Consider the following 23653-nt stretch of genomic DNA (forward strand, 5'->3'; position numbering starts at 1 on the left):
AAGATAATACGCAAGATAATTCATACACGGGTAATGTCTTTATGGAAAACAGTCACAACGAACCAAAATACATAGAAGTAAGGGGCGCGTGTGTCCACAACTTAAAAAACGTAAATGTAAATGTCCCTCTGCATCAGATTGTCGGGATTGCAGGCGTATCCGGCTCCGGAAAATCGTCGTTAGCACTTGGCGTGTTGTATGCAGAAGGCTCCAGACGGTATCTGGAGTCGCTTTCGACTTACACCAGAAGGCGCATGACCAGAGCGGCAAAAGCACAGGTCGACGAAGTGCTGTATGTCCCGGCGGCGCTGGCCCTGCATCAGCGTCCGGGCATTCCGGGCATCCGCAGCACGTTTGGAACGGGAACCGAACTGTTAAACAGCCTGCGGCTGATGTATTCGCGGCTCGCGTCGCACCGGTGCCCGAACGGGCATTATGTTCCGCCGACACTGAAAGTTGCGGCAGAACAGGAGATCATCTGTCCGGAGTGTGGCGAACGTGTCCATGCGCCGAGTGCGGAGCAGCTTGCCTTTAATTCACAGGGAGCCTGCCCGAAGTGTGGCGGTACGGGAAGTGTCCGGACGGTGGATCTGGATTCGCTTGTACCGGACGATTCGATCAGTATTGATGAGGGTGCGGTTGCACCGTGGAACAGCCTGATGTGGTCGTTAATGACTGACGTCTGCCGGGAGATGGGCGTGCGCACCGACATTCCGTTTAAAGATCTGACCGATGAAGAAAAGGATATCGTCTATCACGGTCCGGCGGAGAAAAAGCATATTTTTTACAAAGCAAAGAAATCCAATCAGGCAGGAGAGTTGGATTTTACCTATTACAATGCGGTATACACCGTAGAAAATGCTCTGGCAAAAGTAAAAGACGAAAAGGGCATGAAGCGGGTGGAGAAGTTTTTGAAGGAGGAAGTCTGCCCGGAGTGCGGCGGAAGCAGGCTGTCGGAGGCAGCCCGTGCACCGAAACTTTGTGGGATCGGACTGGCGGAAGCCTGCAAAATGACGCTGAAAGAGCTGGTCGAATGGGTGGCGCATGTGCCGGAATCCCTGCCGAAAGAGATGCGTCCGATGGCGGAATCCATCTGCGAGTCGTTTAAGACCGTTGCAAAAAGGCTCATGGATCTGGGACTTTCTTATCTTTCCCTCGACCGGGCGGCGGCAACGCTTTCAACCGGGGAACGGCAGCGCATGCAGCTTGCGCGGGCGGTGCGGAACCGCACGACAGGCGTGTTGTATGTGCTCGATGAGCCGTCGATCGGTCTGCACCCGTCAAATATCGTGGGACTGAATGCCGTGATGCATGATCTGATCAAAGATGGAAACTCAGTGCTTTTGGTCGATCACGATACGCAGATTTTATCGGAGGCGGACTGGGTGATTGAGATGGGACCGGAAGCCGGAGCGGGCGGTGGATATGTGATCGCAGAGGGCAGTATTCCACAGATCATTGCCAATAAAAACTCCATGATCGGACCATTTCTCGCAAAGACAAAGGATCTGCGCATCCGTCAGCCGATCGCACCGGAGGAACTGTTTGCCCTTGGAAAACTGCATCTTTCCACCGACCGCATCCATACGGTAAAGCCGCTGGAGGTGGACATCCCTAAGGGCAGGCTTACCGTGGTGACCGGGGTATCCGGTTCCGGAAAGACCACGATGGTTCTCGAAAGCCTGATTCCGGGGCTGCAGGCGCAACTGAACGGAGAGCATCTGCCGAAACATGTGAAAGATCTTTCGGCAGAGGGCATCGCCCATGTGAAGCTGATTGATGCGTCACCGATTGGAATCAATGTCCGTTCCACGGTCGCAACCTATGCGAATGTACACGACGAACTCCGGAAGATTTTTGCCCGGACCGCGGATGCGAAAAACCGGAAATACAAGGCGGGCGATTTTTCCTATAATACCGGAAAATTAAAGTGTCCGGTCTGTGACGGAACCGGACAGATCAGCCTCGATGTGCAGTTTCTGCCGGATGTGGATGTGCCGTGTCCAGAGTGCAATGGTTCTCGGTATGCAAAAGAGGCATGGGAGATCGGCTATGAAAACAAACAGGGAAACCGCTATTCCCTGCCGGAATTGATGGAGATGGATGTAAATACCGCTTTGCAGGCAACCGCGGATTTAAAGGTTGTGCATCAGCGGCTGGAAGTGCTCAAAAATCTGGGACTGGGCTATCTGACGCTGGGCGAGGAAACGCCGAGCCTTTCCGGCGGAGAGGCACAGCGGCTGAAACTTGCCAGCGAAATGGGAAAAGGACAGTCGGATTCGGTGTTTGTGTTTGATGAGCCGACGATCGGGCTGCATCCGCTGGATGTGCAGACGCTGCTTAGCGTGTTTGATGCGCTGGTTGACAATGGGGCGACGGTGCTGGTCATTGAGCACGATCTCGATGTGATCCGCAACGCCGATTATATCATTGATATGGGGCCGGGCGGCGGAGATGACGGCGGCCGGGTGATTGCAACTGGGACACCGGAGGAGATTGTGGGAAATGAAGATAGCGTTACGGGACGGTATCTGTGAAATTTGCTTTTGTAGAGTAAATCAGCCATGTGTATTTTGGGGAATATGCATGGCTGTTTTTATGGCTTATTGTCTAAAAATAATGAATATCGGGTGAATATTGAGCTTGTGCAAAAAAATTCGTTACATAAAAAAGACATTTCGTTACATGAAACTAAGTCCAGATCATAAACGATCCGATTTTAAAATAAAATCAATAAGGATCATACAACCAGATCTGCAGGCTAAAGAGATTCAAATAATAGATGTTAAAGAAATATACGATAGGCGCCGATACAATATAAGCAGGGAAGCATTGCAAAAACTTACGGAATCTTTTGAAGATCATGCGAAATCATTGGAAGGGAGAACAAAGCAGCAGGATCAGTCCGCACAGATGCTTGAGGATGCGATTAGAAGAAGTTCTGTCTGGAAAAATTCAAGTCAGAGGGCTCAGCAGTTTTTAGCGGCGCAGGATAAGAAAAAAGAAAATCCGGAAAATCTGCCAGAACATTTTTCAGAGAATGTGATCAAAGCAGGGGCGATGTTTCGGGATAAGTTTGTAAAGAATGGGCAGGAAAATAATGTATCCATTCAGAATCTGTTGTCGGACATTTCTTTATGGTAAGAAAGAGGTCGTAGATTTTGAATAATGAAAGCATGCTGAAAATTGCAATATGTGATGATGAACAGCCAATTAGAGATTACCTAAAAAAACTGACAGAGAAATGCACGGATGCACAGGTCCATGTCTTTGCAAATGGGGAAGAGTTGTTATCCGATCCGACCGTATATGATATCATTCTGCTTGATATTTCCCTGAATCGGAAGCCGGACAGTGGCAAACCAAACGGCATGGAAGTCGCAAAGAAAATCAGGGAAACCTCCGATGTGATCATTATTTTTGTGACTGCCTTAAAGGAATATGTGTTTGAAGGCTATGATGTAGGGGCATTTCATTATCTCTTAAAGCCGGTCGATGAACAGAAATTCATGGAAGTCATGGACAAGGCGATCAGTCAGATCAAAAAGGAAAAGAATACACAGCCGCTCATTATCCGAATGGATGGCAATTACATTAAGATACCGGTCAACAATATTATTTATGCGGAAAATGAAGCGAGAAAAATCGTTCTGCACACGAAAAACATGAAGGAAGAAACCTACAGTTTTTACGAAAAAATGGAAGTGTTAGAGCAGAAACTGGGAGATCATTTTTTCCGATCGCACCGGGGATTTTTGGTGAATCTGCAGGAAGTGGTCCGCTATGACAATGCCAATATTGAACTGAAAAATGGCGATAGAGTGTTTCTGGCAAAACAAAAATATAACGATTTTGTAACTGCCTATATGAATTATCTGAGAAAGGCATAAACTGCAATGAGAGATATTGTGTACAACGTTTTCGATATCATAAGCTATTTTGTGCAGGGAATGTTGCTGGTTAATTTGTTGAAAGAAACACAGCCACGTTTTCCATTCAAAAAATATCATAGTGCTGCGATACTGCTGGGACAGTATGTGGCAGTCCAGATTTTTCTGCACTATTCTGTCTTTATAAAAAGTCTGCTCTATGGGAAAAGCATGGTCATGAATAACAGCCGCCAGAGTATCCTGCCGGTACTGATCAGCATGCTGGTTACCTGTGTGGCAGGCATTTTTTTGTTCAACGAAAGCAGACTCAAAATCATTTACTATGTTGTGACCTTTTATTCCGTAATGGAACTCTTAAAATTTGCCATTTATCCTCTTTTTCTGTGGCTGCTTACAAAGCTGGTAGATCTGAATCAATATTTATTTCTGGACAGGCAGATGTATGGAGAAACCATGTTTTTTGAAGTGAATTCCGGAATTGAAATGTTCTGGAATCTGAGCTACGTTCTGGTGCTTCTTGTCTTCACATACAGGATCATTGTCTGGATGAAAAAGTACCTTGAAATGAAAGAAAACTATGAAAATTCACAATTGATTTTTGTGTTATTTCCAAGCGTGACCGGACTATTGTTATGTCTGATGATCCGCAGCATGATGTTCTCGATGGAGGACAATGATATTCATTCGCTGTTTGACAGCCGGCCGGAGATGAATCTTATGGTTCCATGTACTTCCCTGTTGTGTATTGTGATGATTATTTTTACCGCAAAAATGCTGCACAAACTAATCGTTGAAAGCAACCAGAAAATCGAAATCAGTATTTATCAGGAACGGATCCGGGAAATGGAGCAGCATATCGGAGATATCGAAAACCTTTATGCCGGAATCCGCGGGATGAAACATGACATGAAAAATTATATCGCGGATATGGAGGCATTGATGCAGGAGGAAACAGGAAACCCCACTGCGTTCCGGCAGTATCTGGATTCCCTGCAGGCATCCGTGGAACAGCTGGATATGAAATACAATACCGGCAATCCGGTGACCGATGTCATTATGCAAAGATATGTGCAGCTGGCAAAAAACTATGACATTGCGTTTCAGGCGGACTTTCTTTTCCCTTCCAGTATGAATATGGATGCTTTTGACCTGAGCATTATCATAAACAATGCTTTGAATAATGCGTTAGAGGCCTGCAGGCGGCAAAAAGAGGGCAGAAAATTTATCGAACTGAGTGCGTACCGGCGCCAGAATATGTTTTTTATTATCGTTAAAAACAGTTTTGACGGGAAACTTGTCAGAAGCCGGAGCGATGGCAGACTGCTCACGACAAAACCGGATTCCAAAAATCATGGATTGGGGCTTCGGAATATTGAAGTTTGTGCGGAAAAATATTATGGAAAAACGGAAGTTACCGTTCGGGAGGATGAGTTTGAACTGGCGGTTATGCTTCAGGAACGAATAGAATAATTGACACCATATACGATACCATGTATAATATAAGCAGGAGGGTATAACAATGTCAAAATGGGATAAACTCATAACACGTATATGCAATTTATCAAAAGACCTCCGGTTTGATGAGTTACGGAAAGTATTGGAAAGCTGCGGGTACGAAATGAATGCACCAAGAAGTGGAAGCAGTCATTACACGTTCAGAAAGCAGGGATGTGCGCCTATCACAATACCAAAACATGAACCGATCAAAAAAGTATATGTAGAAATGGTAAGGCAGATTGTAGAAAGCGAGGCGGAGAATGATGAAGACGCTGAATGATTATATGGCAATGTCCTATCGTATGGAAATTATAGAAGATAAGGATGAGGGTGGATTTGTGGTTTCTTATCCGGATCTGCCAGGGTGCATTACCTGTGGAGAAACTGTAGAAAGTGCAGTAGAAAATGCGTTAGATGCAAAAAAGGCATGGCTTGAAGCTGCATTAGAAGATGGTGTAGAGATTCATGAGCCAGATAGTCTGGAGGATTATTCCGGGCAATTCAAATTGAGAATTCCACGAAGTCTGCACAGATCGTTGGCAGAACATTCCCAGAGAGAAGGAATCAGCATGAATCAGTATTGTGTATATCTTCTTTCCAAAAATGATGCGGTGTTTTCAAAATAAGATGATGCAGCAAAAATGTAAATGAAATGCTTTTCAGTTGCGTGAATTGATGAATATAGATTGCAGATAAGAAACAGAAATCAGCAAATCAGCGGGTACAATATGCCCGCTGATTTTTTCGTTACATGAAAAGGGCGATTCGTTACATTTGATTGGAAGAAAAAAAGAAAAAGGGCGATATAAACATTAGTAAAATATGGCAAAGGAGATGGTTGTGAAATGAATATAAGTGCAACAGCAGCTATGGGTTATACTTATACAAATATAAAAACAGGCGTATCCCAAAAGAAGGATGTTTCGAATGAGAATACTTGTGAGAAGCAGACGCAAAAGGAATACAAAAATGTTGTCAAAGAGTATAAGCAGAAGCATCCGGATTCCGCATCTCATGTGAACCAGCAGGTCCAGGCAGGCAAAAACTATATGAAAAACTGCGGTGGCGATGAGATATCCAGAAGCGATATGACAATGGATGAGTATAAAGCTTTTTTTAAGAACCTGATGGATGGCGTCTCTTTTGACAGTTCACAGGCAAACTGTAAGGAAATGTGGTCAATCACCGAAGATGGCTGGGAGCAGATGAAAAATGACCCGGAGTATGAAGCCTGGGTGCTTGGCTATACGATAGAAAACCGTTCGGTGCACTTTCCGTTTCAGGCATCATTTCTGAACGTAGAAAAATTCGGCGCATCGATCGAGGAACATCATGGAGAAGGGATTCCAATGAATACGGAAAGCCCGAAAAAGTCTGGGAAAAAGGACGAATCATGGTGGAGTAAGCGTCAGAAAAGAATGAAAGAACTGATGAAAAGACAACAGAAAACAGCATTAAAACGGGCGCAGGAACGAAGAAACGTGACAGATATATACGAAGAAAATATTGACATATTCACAGAGAGCATGATGGGAGGAAAAAATGGCACTGAATATTTCTAGTTCACAAATTTACGCAGGACGTTATCACTACAAAAGACCGGAAATACCAAATTTGCTGGATACGCAGAAATACACGGCAAGTACACCTGGAAAATCAGTAAAAGAAGCAACCGGAGTGGATACTGTAACAATTTCCGACGAAGGTCTTGCAAAGGCGAAGGACTGGCGAGAATACACAAAAGACAATGAAAATATATCCCACACAGGTGTAAATCCAAAAGAGGAACTTTATAAGGAACTGAATACGGTAAACAATATCGACACGGCAAGTATGTTCAACTGTGAACTCGGGGAAGTTGCAGACCAGATCCAGAAAGAAAATGGACTTGGTGATCATTCGCGGTCGCAGGAGGAATTTCTTACCGTCATGGCGAAAGCCTATCAGGTCATTTATGACCGTATTGATGAAGAATTTTCCGATCCGGACCGGGACCCGACCTGGATCAGACAGGAGGACGGAACACTTGTGGAGGAAACAAAACAGGATCGTATCGACGCTTTAAACAAGGCGTACAACTCCAGAGCGGAATTTGCGGCTGCATCTGCAAAAGTTATGGCAGAGATCGACGAGACCTTTCATGGTGGAAATTACGGGGAAGGTTTTATAGATGAACTGCAGAAGAAAGTAATGGAATCGTGGCACAATGCAGTGGATGAAAAAAATATGCAGCGGCAGAAAGTTTCCTCGTTTCAGGATTACCCGGTGGATCTGGGGATTGGTGCGGACTGGAGTGCAAAAATTAACAAACTGTTTTACAGATAATATATTTTGGGGTGAAAAGGAGAGATAAGATTATGGCAGTAAAAGTAGGAAACAGTTGGGTGTCGGAAATGGCACTGACATATGCGAAAGCAAAATCCGGCAGCGGCACGTCCGTATCGCTAAAAGCGCTTTCGGACCGGTATCCGGGCGTGAATTTTACAACAAACACACAGAACTTTTCACAGAAAGGCACAAACAATATTCAGATCGCACCGAATATTCTGGTGCAGATGCAAAATGATCCCGACAAACGTGTGGAATATGAGGCTTTGATTTATGATTGTGCGCAGCTGGTATACAGCGGAAAAATGAGCCAGGGAGGTATGGGCTACCATATAAAAGCGGCAGGAACGGTCATCAATGCGGATGGCAGTGTCGGTGGCTGGTCAATTGCGGAAGATGATGATGGCGGGCAGACGCGAAACAGCACCAAACTGGACAAGGATAAGAAAGACACCTGGGCTGATAAAATCCATGAAAAACAGAAAGCAAAAAGTGAAAAAGCAAGGAAAGAGGCAGTGGCACGGCTGCAGGAGCAGATGAACGGGACGGAGATGAAATCGTACGCGGACAATCTTTTTTTGTCGCAGGCAGGAATGGACAGTTACAACCAGCTATCCTCGGTCAGTTATCAGGACTACGTGAACCGCTTTGAGAGTGAAGTGTCAGAAGTATATGAAAAAGATGGTAATGCAGATGCCGTAAAATCAGACAGTTTTGACCAGCATGTAAACAGAATGGCTGCCGCATACGATAAAATGAAAAACAGCATCGAAGAAAAATATGCAAAGGAAGATCACAAAACGGAATATCATCATTTTTCAATGACGCGATGATTTAACCATTTCCGGGAGTGGAAACGGATGGAGAAAATGATCGCGCGCAGCGTCCAGTCGGAAAACATACCGATCCAGACAGCAATCGGACCAAATCCCCATACCCGGCAGAGATAAATGCACAGGCTTACCCGGCACAGCCACATGGTGCAGCAGGAGGTAATCATGGAGAATTTTACGTCACCTGCAGCGCGCATGCCATAGGGTGGGATAAAGGAAAGTACCCAGGAAACTGGCTTTACGATCGTGATGAAGCTTATCATGAAAAAGCACAGTTTCGCGCTGGCAGGTTCCATTCCGGCAAGCATGGTAATCGGTTTGGTCAGTGCAAAAACGAGCAGGCAGCTTGCGATGATGACTGCCTCTGACAGCCAGGACAATTTCTTAATATAATAGATGGCCTCATCTTTGCGCCCTGCACCCAGGCACTGACCGACCACGGTCATCAGTCCGATTCCGATGCCTATGGCAGCAATACCGTTTAAGTTTTCCAGAATATTGGTCATTGCCTGCGCGGCAATCGCTACGGTTCCAAGTGTGGAAACCGTAGACTGGATGGCAAGTTTACCGAACTGGAACATACTGTTTTCAATACCGGACGGAATTCCGATAAACAGGATTTTTTTAATCAGATACCAGTCGGGGCGGATGGAAAAATAATTGCGGATACAGATCGGGGCATTGTCATTGCGCAGCTGCCAGATAACGACGATGGCACAGAAAATACGTGATACCAGAGTGGATATCGCCGCACCTTCGACGCCCATGCCAAGTACAAAGATCAAAATCGCATTTCCGCCAATGTTCATAAAATTGGAAATAACCGAGATGATCATCGGATTGCGGCTGTTGTTCTGGGAGCGCATAATCGAAGCACCGGCATCGTACAGTCCGATAAACGGAAACGATAACAGAGTAAAGAAGAAATAAATCCGGGAATTGGTCATGACATCGCGTTCTACTTTCCCAAAGATTACATGAAGCAGCGGATCACGGAATATCAGACAGAAAACGGATAAAGTTACAGACAGAATGACCATGACAAACAAAACCTGCCGAGCAGAACGGTTGGCATTTTTTTTGTTCTGGCTGCCGAGATACTGGGAGCACAGGATCGCGCCCCCGGCAGATAAGGCAGACAGTGCCTGAATGACAAGAATATTGATGGAGTCCACCAGGGAAACGGCAGAAATTGCGGCAGAGCCGACATTGCTGACCATCATGGTATCGGCGGTCCCCATTAAAGAAGAAAGCAGTTGTTCCACAATAATCGGGATCAGCAGCTTTCGTAAGTCCAAATTGTTATATAAATGCTGTGTGTTATCGTGCATAAATGAAATCCTCTTTTCTTACTTCCAGATATATTTTAGCACGATATTTTTCAATGGGAAAGGGAGTATTCGATTAATGATTGCATTGCCCGGTGTGCGGTGCGGAGTCAGTTATAATTTTGCGACTTGACAAGTATGATAGTTTCATCCTATTCTTAAATACAGGCAATTGCGAAACCGGTGCAGCGCATAACGTTCGTACCTGTTTCGCAATCGCCTGTATAGAAACGAAGAGGAAGGAACTCCCATGGAACAACATAAAACCGGCACACTCTATCTGTGTGCCACCCCGATCGGTAATCTTGAGGATATTACATACCGTGTACTGCGGACACTCAAGGAAGTGGATCTGATCGCAGCAGAGGATACGAGAAACTCCATCCGGCTGCTCAATCATTTCGAGATTAAGACACCGATGACCAGCTATCACGAATACAACAAAATCGATAAGGCCTACCAGCTTGTCGCAAAAATGCGTGAGGGTAAAAACATTGCATTAATTACAGATGCAGGGACACCGGGCATTTCCGATCCCGGGGAGGATATTGTGCGCATCTGCTATGAAGAAGGGATTCCGGTCACTTCGCTGCCGGGCGCAGCCGCCTGTATCACCGCACTGACCATGTCGGGACTTCCGACACGCCGGTTTGCATTTGAGGCGTTTCTTCCCAAGGATAAAAAGGAGCATCAGGCGGTGCTTGAAGAATTAAAGACCGAGACACGTACGATTATTATCTACGAAGCACCACACCACCTTGTGCGCACTTTGCAGGAACTTTCGGATGCCCTCGGCGGAGACCGCAGGCTTACCATCTGCCGGGAACTGACCAAGCGGCATGAAGAAAAGCTGCAGATGACGCTTGCGGACAGTTTATCCTATTACGAAGTCAATGAGCCACGTGGGGAGTATGTGCTTATCATTGCCGGCCGCTCCCGCGAAGAGATGAAAAAGGAGGAACAGGCCGGATGGGAAGCACTTTCCCTGGAGGAACACATGGCGCATTACGAGTCCCAGGGGATTGACCGCAAGGAAGCCATGAAACGTGTTGCAAAAGACCGTGGGGTCAGCAAGCGCGATATCTATCAGGCACTGTTAAAATAAAAAAGATCAATGGACTTTATTTTAACTGATCCCGCACGGTTTCTTCGAGAACGGAAAAAGGTGAAGGACCGGTGCGAAGGATTGCTTCGTGAAATGCAGACACCGAAAAGCTTTTGTTTTCGAGCGCAAGCTGTTCACGCATCTGGCGGAATTTCAGATAGCCAACATAATATTTTAGGTAGTTTCCCGGTTCTTCGAGGATCAGATCCGTGATTTTGTTTACCGTGGCAGTATCATCTACGCCGTATTCGCTCCAGAATGCGGCGGTTTTTTCTTTTTCCCATCCAAAATAATGAATCCCGATATCCGCTGTGGCATAGAGACTGAGTGTTGCAGCCTGGTTGTGCTGTAACAGGGAGGCAAGATCCGGGTTAAGTCCGGCATAATAAAAAGCCTGCATTTCGGTGTAGGTTGCCCAGCCTTCGGTGTAACCAGGATAGTTGAGGAGGGAGCGGACTTCCGGAGCACCATAGGAGGAGGTGCAGATGGTCTGGTACAGATGACCGGGATATCCTTCATGCGCAAGCGTTGTAAAGTAATAGATATCCGTATCATTTTTAGCATCGTTTATGTAGATCCGGTTATGTGAAATATCATCAATCGGAGCCGTAATATAAAAGGCGGGAGCCAAGTACTCACTGAGTGCCGGATCAACGTGGCAGATTTCCACTTCTGTCTGTGGTGGTGCCGGGAAGTCAGTAAGGATTTCTTTTTGCAGCCGGGAAAGCATGGCATTTTCCTCTTTCAAGGCAGCATCGGGTTTCGGAGACTGGGAAGCAAGTTTCGGATTTTTTTCCAAAAGATTCTGACAGAACGTGAGATCTTCCCGCCGGGCTTTGGCAATCTGGGAAAACAGATCTTCCACGCTGTCATCACAGCCCGTATCTGCAGACACGACCGCCTCGTAATAGGCTTTTCCTTCCGGGAAGTTACAAAGCCCCCAGTTGTTATGTCCCCGTCCCAGCAGCATGGTAAGTCCTTTGATCATCTGGCTGTAAGCCGGAATGACATGATCACTCAGAACTTTGGAATGTTGCTTCAAATAAGCATTCTTTTGGGTATCCGTAAGCCCATCCATGGCATTTAACCGATTGGAAAACGTATCGATCAGAAAATTGTCATCGGGATGTTCGGTGAAAACTTCACACCCTTCAATGACTTTTAAGCAGGCTTCATCGGACATGAAAAGTCCTGCATCGGCTTTCTTTTGTTCATAATCTAAAATCCCTAAAAAATAAGTATCCATCTGCGACAACAGTCCGAGATAATCTTTAATATCTCTGGTATTGCGGAAAGTATACTCTGCCAGAAGCACAGGCAGCTGTGAGGTGACACCACCGGAAGGGGTCAGAGGTTCATCGTAATAGGGATAGGCAGCAAGGTTCTGCTGGCGTGAAATATAATCGGAAAGCAGCCGGCAGGTCAGGCGGTCTTTTCCTTTGAGAGAGCGGTGAGAATATTTTTTGAGTTCTTCCGAAAGTTTTTTGAGCTGTCTGGCCTGGTTATGAGGACTGTCACCGGACAGACTGCCAAGCGTGATCTCATAAGAGTCAATGCCGGCAGCTTTTGGATCTTTTAGCGTAAAGTGCAGATTCATGGTGTTGGATTTCATCTCTTCGCGAAAAAGCGTGGTACAAAATTCAGAAAAAGAACCGGTACTTTTTCCGGCAGGGGAGAGGATGGCTGCATAAATAATGGAGAGCACCGCAGCCAGAAAAATACCCACGGAAAGCATCCGGTGTTTTTTCAAAAGATGTTTCATACCAGAAACTCCTGTAAGAAAACTTAAGAAAATTTATGCAGGGAAAGCCTGGGCTATGCCTTCCCTTTTGGGTTTATCCGGTAATTGCAAAAGGAATATGAAAAAAGCAAAGCCCATACAATGATTTAAGAACGCAAACAGGAGGCGCGGATGAACTATTTATGGGGTGGAATGATTCTTGTCGGGGTGGTGTATGCTGCAATGACTGGAAATCTTGGAGCAGTGACCGACCAGGCACTTGCTTCGGCAAAGGAAGCGGTAAGCCTTTGCCTGACAATGACAGGTGCCATGGCATTCTGGGTAGGACTTATGAAGATTGCGGAAAAAGGGGGGATGGTAAACCGTGCGGCATCTGCAATGGGACCGATACTACGTTTTTTGTTTCCGTCAGTTCCGGAAAATTCCACAGCAGGCAGATATATGGCAACGAATATGGTGTCCAATTTTCTGGGGCTGGGCTGGGCGGCAACCCCGGCAGGGATTTCTGCCATGAAAGAGTTAAAGCGGCTGCAGAAAATGTCAAATCAGGCGACAGACGCGATGTGTGATTTTCTTATCATTAATATTTCTTCCCTGCAGCTGATACCTGTGAATATCATTGCATATCGCAGCCAGTATGGAGCCGTAAGTCCGGCTGCAATTGTAGGACCGGCCATCATTGCCACTAGTATTTCCACGTTGGCAGCTGTCATTTTCATCAAGCTCCGGCAGGCATTTGGGAGGGTGGAAAAATGAATTTGATTCTGTACTTATCCGAGGCAGTCATTCCGATTCTGGTATTGCTCATTGTGGGAAATGGCCTGATGCACCGGCAGCATGTATATGAGGATTTCCTGGAAGGGGCAAAAAGCGGAATCCGCACAGCAGTGGAGATTATGCCGACACTAATCGGACTGATGGCAGCAGTAGGTATTTTGCGGGCTTCGGGTTTTTTGGATTTTATTTCCGGGTGGCTTGGGAAAGTAATGGCGGCGACAGGATTTCCGACCGAGCTGATCCCGGTTGCTGTGGTAAAAATGTTTTCTTCCTCTGCAGCAACGGGACTTTTACTGGATATCTACAAAACACATGGTGCAGATTCGATGCTGGGACGTGCGGCATCGGTTATGCTCAGCAGCACAGAGACTATTTTTTATACCATGTCGGTTTATTTTATGTCGGTAAAAGTAAAAAAGACAAGATATACACTTCCGGGAGCCCTTTTTGCAACCACTGCCGGAATTGTGGCAAGTGTATTTCTTGTGTGGAAAACCTGAAGTTGTAAGAATAGTGTTATTGTTCGCATGGCAACCTGTGTGTAGCAGCAAAATTGTCAAAAAATATCCGGATTATGATAGAAATATGTTGACTTTAAACATATTTTAGTTCAGAATAAAAAGCAGAAGATACAGAGATTTGTATGTTACAACAGAGAGGAAGTATATAATATGGCATTTGGAAAAAAGACAGACAGAGCCGGTCTGCAGGCCGTTCTGGAATTGAAAAATGTAGATTATTCAAAAGATCCGGAGATACAGCAGCTGTATACCCGTCTGGTGAACGGACGCAGCCAGTTTGGTCAGATCCTGGCAAAGAATGCATCCGCATCGTTACAGATCGCAGAGGTTGTGGATGCCGTAAAAGAGTATAATTCCAAGATGGAATCTGTTTCACAGGAGATTGCGCAGGCATCGGAGGACGCTACGCAGTCTGCGTCAGAAAGTTCGCGCGTGGCAGGGGAGGTTTCCAACCAGCATGAGGAACTGACCAATACGATATTGTCTGCATCGGAAGAATCCGCAGCGATTTACAAAAACATCGAAGAGGGACAGCAGGAACTGACGGCTATCCGCGATCTGTCCGATAAGACGATCAGTGAATCAAGTACCATGAAACAGAATATGGAGAAGCTTTTTGACATTATCAGTAATATGAATGAAGTCATTGAAGGGATCAACTCCATTTCCAGCCAGACCAATCTGCTGGCGCTGAATGCATCTATCGAGGCAGCCCGCGCAGGAGAAGCCGGAAAAGGATTTGCAGTAGTTGCGGAAGAGATCCGTAAACTTGCAGAACAGACCCAGAACATGACAGCCAACATGAGTGAGTTCGTGGAGCGTATCAAAGAAGCATCAGCAAAGAGTTCAGACAGTGCAAATACCGCGGTGGAGGCACTTGGGGATATGAGCGAGAAGATTAATTCTGCATGGGAGATCAATGATGCGAACCAGAAGAGTGTGGGAAAGATTTCCGATTCCATCAGTTCCCTGGCAGCTGTCAGCGAAGAGATTTCAAGTTCCATGGATGAGATGGCAAATCAGGCGAACCATATCCAGCAGCAGTGTGAGCAGCAGCAACAGGATGCACAGAGACTGGCAGAACTCCGTGAAAATTTAAAAGATGCAACAACACCGATATACCAGATTCTGGATGACCTGGAGAATGCAAAGCAAATTGCCGGAGAGATGAAGAAAGATGTATTTTATAATACAGAGGCTGTATAGTAGCAACTGGCATCCTTATTATAAGAATATTAAAAATATCAATTTGCCATATAGCACAGAAAATCAGACAGGGGTTGTCACACGGTGACAGCCTCTTTTTTCCCTGTTTTCGGAGAAAGGAGAAAAAATGGAAGCAACGGAACAGTTTTTGCAATGGGTGGAGGAATCGGGCAACATTGTATTTTTTGGTGGAGCAGGGGTATCGACCGAGAGCGGAATCCCGGATTTCCGTAGTGTGGACGGTTTGTATAATCAACAGTATAAGTATCCGCCGGAGACTATTTTAAGCCATAGTTTTTACCGGCAGAATCCGGAAGAGTTCTACCGGTTTTACCGGAACAAAATGCTCTGTCTGGATGCGCAGCCAAATATCACCCATTTCAAGCTGGCAGAGCTGGAAAAAGCAGGAAAACTGAAAGGGGTCGTGACCCAGAATATCGATGGTCTGCATCAGAAAGCCGGAAGTAAAAACGTCATGGAATTGCACGGAAGCGTATTGCGCAATTACTGCGAACGCTGTGGACAGTTTGTCAGCGCGGAAGATATTCTCCACTCGGAAGGAGTTCCGGTCTGTCCTGTCTGTGGTGGTCCGGTGAAGCCTGACGTAGTTCTTTATGAAGAAGGGCTGAACCAGAAAACACTGCAGGATGCGGTATTTTATATCAGCCATGCGGATATGCTGATTGTGGGAGGAACTTCGCTTGCCGTATATCCGGCAGCCGGCCTGATTGATTATTATAGGGGAAATAAGCTTGTTTTGATTAATAAGAGTGCAACTCCAATGGATGCGCGGGCGGATCTTCTTATCCAGGATGGACTTGGAAATGTCTTTTCACAGATCGAGTGTTAGCCGGAAAAAATAATAGACAATTGCGGCTCCTGCCACCGCGGGTTTTACAATTGTCTGTAAGGGGAGAAAAAGAAGGAGACCAGCTATGAATCAGTACCAGTATGAAGTGGGAGATATTGTGAAATTAAAAAAGCCACATCCGTGTGGCAGCCATGAATGGGAGATTTTGCGCGTGGGCGCGGATTTCCGCCTGAAATGCACTGGCTGTGGACATCAGATGATGGTGACACGTAAGCTTGTGGAAAAGAATACAAGAGGCTTGCGGAAGCCGGAATAAAGTGCATGTAGTGAAATTGTAATTTCCATAGTATTAAAAATTGCTTCTTTAGATACCATTAAAAACAGTATCTGGAGAAGCAATTTTTCTGTTATAAAGGCTTGCGGGCCTTAATTTTTGTAAATTCAATAATTTCTTTCTTATCCTCTTCGGATATCTTATTAAAATAAAAAAGCAATTCTTTTTCCAGATTCGTATGAAACATGTACTTTTTTTTATTCGCGGGATCATTAAAAAATTCAAGAAACTCAGATAAGTCTTCGCTGGACTGGGAAGGAACCGGTGCATCATAGGAAACTTCACGGTCAATATCAACGGTCAGATGCATGAGATCGTCAATCGAAATGTTGTATAGACCCGCCAATTTGTATAATGCTTCGGCATCCGGTGTCCGTCTGCCAGTTTCATAATGGCTGTATGTCTGGCGGACAATACCAAGCACCGCGGCTACATAATCCTGCGTGTAATTATTTACCTTTCTCAGTTCTTTCAATTTCTGAGGAAGTTTTTTTTCACTCATAATAAAATACCACCTTTTCTTAAAATTAGTCTATTTTTTCACATATCATGAAATGTTACAGATAGTAGCTATTGATAAAACAGAAGTTAATTTATTGTAGGAAGCGAAAAAATAGTCATATAGTTACAGAATGTTGCATAAAAATGTAAAATATGCACAAAAATAAACGGTTTTTAAACGAATGAGAATGGAAAAATTAGATAAAAAGTAACAAAATGTAGCAATTATAAAAAATAGAGGTTAACAAACCGTAGCGAACGGACGATATAAAAGATACAAAACGTAGCAAAAAAAGGTTTTGCGTGCATGGAGGTAAAAAAATGCTGAAACTTTCATTGAAACAGGGACAATACGTAAATATCGGGGATGACATCCGTGTGGTCTATGTAGGTGGTTCGGGTAATCACGCAAGGCTGCTCATTGATGCCCCGAGAGAACTCAATATTGCCAGAAGTACCACGGAAGAAAATCCGGCACGAAAGAGAGAAACCTATTATGCAGAGCCGGGCATTTCCAGAGAGGCACAGCAGGAAATTAAGAGAATCCTGTGGAACGAGAGGATGAAGGCAGAGGCAAAGAAAGATGCAGAGAGTTTGAAAGATAAATTTAACTCCTGATCTGTTTTAAATTCTGGTAATAGGCGGGGCACACCCGGGACGCTTCGCTTATTTGATACAAGGTCGCAAAGCATCAAAAGATGCTTGTGACGCGTTACTGCAAAGTGACGCAATAAGAACACCTTAGGAAAAGGATTTCCAGAGGAAAACACATAATACCCCGCATAGCGGGAGTTCAAGGAGGATTCTATTATGAGTATGGTAGTACAACACAACATGCAGGCAGCAAACGCAAACAGAATGCTTGGTATCACATCCGGAGCACAGGCTAAGTCAACCGAGAAGTTATCTTCCGGTTACAAGATCAACCGTGCAGCAGATGATGCAGCAGGACTTACCATTTCCGAGAAGATGAGAAAGCAGATCCGCGGACTGGACAAGGCATCTTCCAATGCACAGGATGGTGTATCATCTGTACAGACTGCTGAAGGTGCTTTAACAGAAGTTCACAGCATGTTACAGCGTATGAATGAACTTGCAGTTCAGGCAGCAAACGGTACAAATTCCAAGGATACAGACCGTAAGGCTATCCAGGACGAGATTGATCAGTTAAATACAGAGATCGACCGTGTTGCTGAGACAACCAAATTCAATGAGATTTACCTGTTAAAGGGTGATGACGGTGAGAAGACAATTAATATGAAGGCACATGATGCCGGATTAAAGGGAACTCTGACCGATAATGGTGATGGAACAGCTACATTTAAAATGGATGCATTGAAGGCTGGAGATAAAGTTTCAATCGGAGGCCAGACGTTTTCCATTGGAGCATCTACAAAAGAATTAAAGGACATGTTGACAACTGCTGATATTGATACAAAGCACCAGGATGTTGTGGTAAATGGAGATACTTATAAATATGTGGCTGCAAAAGCAGCAGTTACAACTGGTACAAAGGCAGATGGAAATGCAGCTGGATGGTATAAAGACGGAGTTGTACCAGCGGATACTGGTACCGGAATTGTAGCAGATGCAGATTATGCGGATGCAGCTGAATTTAGTACAAAGGTAACATCTGGAACTGTTAAAGTAGGTACAAAGGAACTGTCCCTTATTGCAGATAATGATGGTGATGGAGTTGATGATAACAACAAAAATGTAATCAGTAAAGAAAAAGCATATAGTCTTGCAGCAGCTGAATTATTGAAAGCAAACCAGATTGGTGATACTCAGAATCAGGCAAAAGTGGGTATTGATAAAAACTATACTGCAATGACACTTGCAAATGCAACTAATACAATTGAAATTCATACAGGAACTGCAAAAGTTGCCAACACATTAAGTTTCAGCCTCCATGTAGGTGCAGATGCTGACATGACAAACAAGATCACAGTTGATATTGACACCATGAACTCTGCAAACCTTGGAATCAAGGGCTTAAACGTAACGGACAAGAACGGTACAGCAGCAACCTACGCAATCGATGCTATTTCCGATGCAATCTCTAAGGTTTCTTCCCAGAGATCTGCACTTGGTGCTGTACAGAACAGATTAGAGCACACCATCGACAACCTGGATAATATTTCCGAGAATACATCTTCTGCTGAGTCTCGTATCCGTGATACAGATATGGCAAAAGAGATGGTAAACTACAGCAAGAACAACATTCTTGCACAGGCTGGACAGTCTATGCTCGCACAGGCTAATCAGTCTAATCAGGGTGTACTTTCTCTGTTACAGTAAAAGTAAATATGGTCATTACACATCAAAAGGGATTCCTCGGAATCCCTTTTGGTGTGTTTATGCTTTCACTGGCATAGAATTTAATGCTTTTTCATATTCTTCTGGAGAATATTTTTTTAAAATTTGTTCTTTGGTTAAACCAAGATCAATCATATTTTGAATTGCATCGATTCTGCCTCTGGCCTCTCCTCTGGCTTCGCCCTGTTCCAGCAATTCTTCAGACCGTAACTTCAAAATCTTACCACCCATAATCTCACCCAATCCTTTCCTGATAGCATTATCCTCTGGGATAATATAATCCGCGATTTTCTCAATTAAAACAATCATATCCATATAAAGATGTGACTTTTGTTCTTTTTCGGACGCGTCCTCTAACCTTCGGTTGATCTCCCGGAAATCGTCCAGCAGATGCTTCACTTTTTTCGAATTCGTTCCATTGTGCTTCAAAAAATGTTCATACCGTAAGATATGATACGGAAGCAGAATCAGCAGCCGTTTTTCAAAAATCCGATCCACCGTGTATCTTTTCGCCTGCAAAACCGGAACGCGGTAACGTACTTTCTGACCATCTGCAAACGTTACGATTGCCTCATGATAATCTGGAAGCGAACGGTGATTGCGGATATAAAGCACGCACGATTGAGGAAACGCAATCTCCCAAATTGCATGTTCCCCCAAAGAAGCATGTTCAAGTGCAATCGAAATGTCGTACTCGAACATCCGGATAACCATTGTCCTGTCCTTAGAGGACTGGCATTCCAGATGGTATATATGTCCACCAATCCGGATAATGGAGTCCGTGATCACGGTTCCGTACTTTTCGTAATGTTCGTTTCGCAATTGTTCAAACTGTTCCTCTTCGCTGTAAGAAGTATGGAAAACTTCGTTGATCAGCGGGATGAGAAGCTGCGGCATTTTTTGCGCGATGGTTCGGAATACATCGTCGAAAATCGTGCTGTGATCTGTTGTGTTTTCTGTGTCGGCATTTGGCAACGAAGTTGTCAAAATGTCAGTGTTCCCCATGTAGTGTCCTACCTTTCCTTTAGTATATATCATAAGCATCTGCTTTTACAATATAGAAAGTATAAAAAACAGAGCTGTTATGACCAGTTCTATGAAATTGTGGTTCTAATGGAAATTTATGAGCGAAATGCTCTCCATGAGTGGTGATTGCGGTACAATGGCGATGTATCGCATAAGTAATTGTGGTATATAATTTTATAAATCCAGTAAAAACAGAATATCGTATTTTCGGACAGAAGTCAAATGATTTATAACAGTAACACAAAAACAACAATTGCGATACGATTGGAAAATAAATCGTATCACGATTGTTGTTGTAAAATTATTTTCTGGTTTATAGGATCTCCTCAAGCCCATACAATGCCGCACCCAGTGCACCGACAATCTCTGGTTCCTCATAGATATGTAGTTTTTCTCCAAGCTGCTCCTCCAGCACGGCAACGACACCCGGATTCTTGGCAACACCGCCAGTCATCATATATCCCGGATTCAGACCGACACGTTTCAGGAGGGACATTGCTTTCCCGGCAATTGCCTTGTGAATTCCATGTGCAATATCGGCAATCTCTTTGTTCTGTGCGATCAGGGAGATAACTTCCGATTCAGCAAAAACACTGCACATGCTGCTGATTTCAATATTTTCTTTGGACTGCAGGGATACCGGGCCAAGTTCGTCGATACTGATTTCGAGGGAGCGCGCCATCATTTCCAGAAAGCGGCCGGTTCCGGCAGCACATTTATCATTCATGACAAAATCGGCAACTTCTCCATTGTCATTCAGCCGGATGGCTTTGCTATCCTGACCGCCGATATCGAGGATCGTGTGAACGTCCGGGAAGAGAAGATGCGCACCTTTTCCGTGGCAGCTGATTTCGGTTACATTTTTGTCCGCAAATGGAATGCTGACACGACCATAACCGGTGGATACAATCAGGGAAATATCTTCCCGGTTAAGTCCGGCCTTTTTCAGAACGTCTGCCAGTGCGGCATCTGCACTCTGGGAAGATTTGGCTCCGGTGCGGACAACTGAAAATGCTTTGATCTGTCTGTTTTCGTCTAAGATTACGGCGTTTGTAGAGGTAGAGCCGCTGTCAATTCCTAATGTATACACAGTGTCACCCTTTCTTTTTATCATTTGTTTTTCCCCGGTCAAGGACAATCCTTTTTTCACTTTCAATTCTTCCATAAAGGCTTCCACACGGGTCCGAACCTGTCCGGCACATTGTCTGGTGGAATCGGTTTCTACCAGCAGAATCGGTAGATCCAGCCGCTGGCGGAAATCCGCATACTCGTAAGAATAAGAGTCACAGAATTTGACGGTATGATATATAATTCCATCCAGGCGGTCGGTAAAACCGTCAAGAAAATGTTCACGGTTCGCTGCTTTTAACATGCGCATGCATGGAATCTGGTTTAGCAGCGCGGCAGCATAAGAATGCAGGATCTGATCCTCTGTAATGGAAAAATCACGTGCAAGTCCGGTGCATGTTAAATCAAACAGCAGATTGGCACCGCGGTCGACAAGCAGCTGACGGATTTCATTGTTGCATCGGGCACCCATGATACCAATATTGAGTTTCTGTCCGTTTCCTTTTTCGGACGCTGCGCTGGCAGACATGCGGGTGTTTTCCTGTTTTTTCAAGGCCGCTTTGTTCTGCATCATGGAAACAAAACGTTTCAGATCCAGTGTTTTTCCGGAGAAAGCCTCGTACTCCGTGAGCATTTGTTTTAACTGGCGCTCATAGAGTGCTACTGCGAAATCATTAAATTTGCGGGGAATATCCAGCAAAAAGAAAAATTTATCCGGGAACTGGCTTTTTAATGTGTCATACAGACGCCGGATACTGTCGCAGCAGGTAGTCAGAATGACACCCTCATAGTCATGTTCCATCACATCTTCCAGCACGGCCTTGGTATAGGAACAGATGTTGGCGTGCATCAGGGTGTCCGCGTGGTTAAAATCCGTAACGGATGGTTCCAGACGTGTGATTTCCGTGTCCATGGCTTCAAATAATTCCATGGGGGTATATTTACATACATAACCTAACATGATGAATTCCTCTCTTTATCCAGAATTTCCAGAAAAGCTTCCAGACGGGTTTTGATCTGTCCGTTATGGCTGTTCCGGCGGTCCATGGCATCGCCATCCAGAACGAGCAGTGGAATATCCGCGGCCTTGAGTGTTTCGCGAAGCTGGAATACTCCGCCGGCAGATTGCTTACAGCCCCAGTGGCAGAAGTTAATGACGCCATCGGCATGCATTTCTTTTGCCAGTTTTACGACCATATTTGCTTTTTTTTCGTATGGACCGTTATAGAGATTGTTTAGCATTTTAGTGGCAAGTGCTTCCAGTGGGTGGGTGGTATCCAGTTCGTCCATGTAATCCAGGTTCATTTCGGTACACTGGACCTGGTAATCTCTGTTCAGGTTAAAATAGTGTTTGAGTGTTTCCTGATAAAAAGGAAGCAGATGTACCCACACAATCCGGGTGCCGTCATATTTCGGATATTGTTTGATATCCTCGGCAAAACTGCGGAACAGATCAAGGGTTTCCGGTGTTCCGATGTTTAAGTGGGTGGCAAAAAGCATGTACATCTGCAGAGTCAGTGTCGATGGATAATAGCGCTCTGCCTGCAGTTTTAAAAACTCTTTGTAATAAGCTTTCGACTGGTTTTCGCGGGCAAGTGTTTCCGACAGGTCATCCATGGACAGACGTTTTCCGGTCAGTGCTTCCAGTTTCTGAATCAGTTCTTTCAGCTGCATGGTCACATATTCCACGGCTTCCGGAGAACAGCTGATCGGCACATCGATCACATAAGTGTCAAGATCCGTGTGCCGGCTGACATAGCGGAATGTGTTAATATTGCCGTCACAAATCATGGAAGTTGTCACACCGAGTCTGGCAGGTGAAATAATTCCGGAGTCTACGGCACCGATAAAATCTTTGTGATAGGAACAGAGCGTGGAGGCAATTCCCCGGCTTTCTGCGCGGTCGATAAAATAGTCTTCACACGTAAATCCTGAGAGAAACGAGGAAAGACATTCCATGGAAAGCGCACTGAGTCCGAAGCACTGGAAAATTTCCACGGGTGCAAACAGATTGCACCAGACCGTGGATTCCGGGTATTCCAGCGCATGAAGCGTATTTTTTACGCCGAGCGTATTCAGCTTCTGATATGCTTTCGGCATTGTTTTTTCTGCAAAATGTTCAGTCCGAAACTGTTCGAGATGTAATCCGATGTCAATCATTTTGCGGGAAACTGCCGGGTGGGTGCCGGCATATTTTTTAATATAATTTCCGTAAGTTTTGACGATATTCATAGTATATATCCTTTATTAAACAGGTTCATTTTCAAAAAATTATTATAACCTTGTGTCTGTAAAAAATAAAGTTTTGTGTAATAAAATTTAGAAAAACCTAAGAATCTAAAATATTGCGTATTATAGGGGGATTGAT

General features: G+C 44.8%; 23 protein-coding genes. 17 read left to right on the forward strand and 6 right to left on the reverse strand.

What is annotated here, in order from left to right; all coding sequences use genetic code 11:
• Window positions 1–41 precede the first annotated feature (41 nt).
• The 9 genes from M72_RS00375 to M72_RS00415 all read left to right on the forward strand — a co-directional run bounded on the left by M72_RS00375 (window position 42) and on the right by M72_RS00415 (window position 8548).
• Window positions 42–2537, forward strand: coding sequence for an excinuclease ABC subunit UvrA (locus tag M72_RS00375; protein ID WP_055066799.1), 2496 nt, complete (start codon window positions 42–44; stop codon window positions 2535–2537).
• 295 nt (window positions 2538–2832) lie between these two features.
• The gene (locus M72_RS00380; protein WP_055066774.1) at window positions 2833–3144 is read left to right on the forward strand and encodes a hypothetical protein; all 312 of its coding nucleotides are present in this window, start codon (window positions 2833–2835) and stop codon (window positions 3142–3144) included.
• Window positions 3145–3176: 32 nt separating this feature from the next.
• The gene (locus M72_RS00385; RefSeq protein WP_070103622.1) at window positions 3177–3890 is read left to right on the forward strand and encodes a LytR/AlgR family response regulator transcription factor; all 714 of its coding nucleotides are present in this window, start codon (window positions 3177–3179) and stop codon (window positions 3888–3890) included.
• A gap of 6 nt (window positions 3891–3896) precedes the next feature.
• Entirely contained in the window at window positions 3897–5360 is a 1464-nt protein-coding gene (locus M72_RS00390) for a sensor histidine kinase (RefSeq protein ID WP_055066776.1), read from the forward strand.
• 49 nt (window positions 5361–5409) lie between these two features.
• Entirely contained in the window at window positions 5410–5667 is a 258-nt protein-coding gene (locus tag M72_RS00395) for a type II toxin-antitoxin system HicA family toxin (RefSeq protein WP_055066777.1), read from the forward strand.
• Window positions 5651–6013 carry a type II toxin-antitoxin system HicB family antitoxin gene (locus M72_RS00400; protein ID WP_022046786.1) on the forward strand — a complete coding sequence of 121 codons (363 nt, stop codon included), beginning with the start codon at window positions 5651–5653 and terminating at the stop codon, window positions 6011–6013. Before M72_RS00395 ends, M72_RS00400 begins: the two co-directional genes overlap by 17 nt.
• A 219-nt stretch (window positions 6014–6232) precedes the next feature.
• Window positions 6233–6949 carry a hypothetical protein gene (locus M72_RS00405; RefSeq protein WP_055066778.1) on the forward strand — a complete coding sequence of 239 codons (717 nt, stop codon included), beginning with the start codon at window positions 6233–6235 and terminating at the stop codon, window positions 6947–6949.
• Window positions 6930–7712: a hypothetical protein gene (locus tag M72_RS00410; RefSeq protein WP_055066779.1), complete on the forward strand. Its 783-nt coding sequence runs from the start codon at window positions 6930–6932 to the stop codon at window positions 7710–7712. Before M72_RS00405 ends, M72_RS00410 begins: the two co-directional genes overlap by 20 nt.
• Before the next feature lie 32 nt (window positions 7713–7744).
• A complete protein-coding gene (locus M72_RS00415) occupies window positions 7745–8548 on the forward strand; it encodes a DUF6033 family protein (RefSeq protein ID WP_055066780.1) in 804 nt (267 codons plus the stop codon).
• On the opposite strand, the gene M72_RS00420 is transcribed toward M72_RS00415, so the two are convergent.
• Window positions 8527–9879 (reverse strand): MATE family efflux transporter, encoded by a 1353-nt coding sequence (locus tag M72_RS00420; RefSeq protein WP_055066781.1) that lies wholly within the window; start codon window positions 9877–9879, stop codon window positions 8527–8529. The two genes, M72_RS00415 and M72_RS00420, sit on opposite strands and share 22 nt — an antisense overlap.
• Before the next feature lie 247 nt (window positions 9880–10126).
• Between M72_RS00420 and rsmI the strand changes: the two genes are divergently transcribed.
• Window positions 10127–10981 (forward strand): 16S rRNA (cytidine(1402)-2'-O)-methyltransferase, encoded by an 855-nt coding sequence (gene rsmI, locus M72_RS00425; RefSeq protein WP_055066782.1) that lies wholly within the window; start codon window positions 10127–10129, stop codon window positions 10979–10981.
• Window positions 10982–10997: 16 nt separating this feature from the next.
• Here rsmI and M72_RS00430 read toward each other — a convergent pair whose 3' ends face one another.
• A complete protein-coding gene (locus M72_RS00430) occupies window positions 10998–12743 on the reverse strand; it encodes a DUF885 domain-containing protein (RefSeq protein ID WP_055066783.1) in 1746 nt (581 codons plus the stop codon).
• Window positions 12744–12893: 150 nt separating this feature from the next.
• Between M72_RS00430 and M72_RS00435 the strand changes: the two genes are divergently transcribed.
• The 5 genes from M72_RS00435 (at window position 12894) to M72_RS00455 (ending at window position 16353) form a co-directional block, all read left to right on the forward strand.
• On the forward strand, window positions 12894–13478 hold the full coding sequence (locus M72_RS00435; RefSeq protein ID WP_055066784.1) for a hypothetical protein: 585 nt from the start codon (window positions 12894–12896) through the stop codon (window positions 13476–13478).
• Window positions 13475–13999 carry a spore maturation protein gene (locus M72_RS00440; protein ID WP_022046781.1) on the forward strand — a complete coding sequence of 175 codons (525 nt, stop codon included), beginning with the start codon at window positions 13475–13477 and terminating at the stop codon, window positions 13997–13999. Before M72_RS00435 ends, M72_RS00440 begins: the two co-directional genes overlap by 4 nt.
• 171 nt (window positions 14000–14170) lie before the next feature.
• Window positions 14171–15226, forward strand: coding sequence for a methyl-accepting chemotaxis protein (locus M72_RS00445; RefSeq protein WP_055066785.1), 1056 nt, complete (start codon window positions 14171–14173; stop codon window positions 15224–15226).
• Window positions 15227–15353: 127 nt separating this feature from the next.
• Window positions 15354–16076 (forward strand): NAD-dependent protein deacylase, encoded by a 723-nt coding sequence (locus M72_RS00450; protein WP_055066786.1) that lies wholly within the window; start codon window positions 15354–15356, stop codon window positions 16074–16076.
• A gap of 85 nt (window positions 16077–16161) precedes the next feature.
• Entirely contained in the window at window positions 16162–16353 is a 192-nt protein-coding gene (locus M72_RS00455; RefSeq protein ID WP_022046778.1) for a DUF951 domain-containing protein, read from the forward strand.
• Between the two features lie 91 nt (window positions 16354–16444).
• Here the strand turns inward: M72_RS00455 and M72_RS00460 are convergent, their stop codons facing one another.
• Window positions 16445–16873 carry a helix-turn-helix domain-containing protein gene (locus M72_RS00460; protein ID WP_055066787.1) on the reverse strand — a complete coding sequence of 143 codons (429 nt, stop codon included), beginning with the start codon at window positions 16871–16873 and terminating at the stop codon, window positions 16445–16447.
• A gap of 320 nt (window positions 16874–17193) precedes the next feature.
• On the opposite strand from M72_RS00460, the gene M72_RS00465 reads away from it, so the two are divergent.
• The gene (locus tag M72_RS00465) at window positions 17194–17490 is read left to right on the forward strand and encodes a carbon storage regulator (RefSeq protein ID WP_022046776.1); all 297 of its coding nucleotides are present in this window, start codon (window positions 17194–17196) and stop codon (window positions 17488–17490) included.
• Window positions 17491–17688: 198 nt separating this feature from the next.
• Complete coding sequence (locus M72_RS00470; RefSeq protein ID WP_055066800.1) at window positions 17689–19173, forward strand: flagellin N-terminal helical domain-containing protein; 1485 nt, start codon at window positions 17689–17691, stop codon at window positions 19171–19173.
• 57 nt (window positions 19174–19230) lie between these two features.
• On the opposite strand, the gene M72_RS00475 is transcribed toward M72_RS00470, so the two are convergent.
• The 3 genes from M72_RS00475 to M72_RS00485 form a co-directional block, all read right to left on the reverse strand.
• Complete coding sequence (locus tag M72_RS00475) at window positions 19231–20196, reverse strand: RpnC/YadD family protein (RefSeq protein WP_206541792.1); 966 nt, start codon at window positions 20194–20196, stop codon at window positions 19231–19233.
• 334 nt (window positions 20197–20530) lie between these two features.
• Entirely contained in the window at window positions 20531–22246 is a 1716-nt protein-coding gene (locus M72_RS00480; protein WP_055066789.1) for an acyl-CoA dehydratase activase, read from the reverse strand.
• Entirely contained in the window at window positions 22240–23517 is a 1278-nt protein-coding gene (locus tag M72_RS00485) for a 2-hydroxyacyl-CoA dehydratase family protein (RefSeq protein ID WP_055066790.1), read from the reverse strand. The genes M72_RS00480 and M72_RS00485 overlap by 7 nt, the downstream gene beginning before the upstream one ends.
• Window positions 23518–23653: the final 136 nt, after the last annotated feature.

Source organism: Roseburia faecis (assembly GCF_001406815.1).
GTDB classification, from domain to species: domain Bacteria; phylum Bacillota; class Clostridia; order Lachnospirales; family Lachnospiraceae; genus Roseburia; species Roseburia faecis.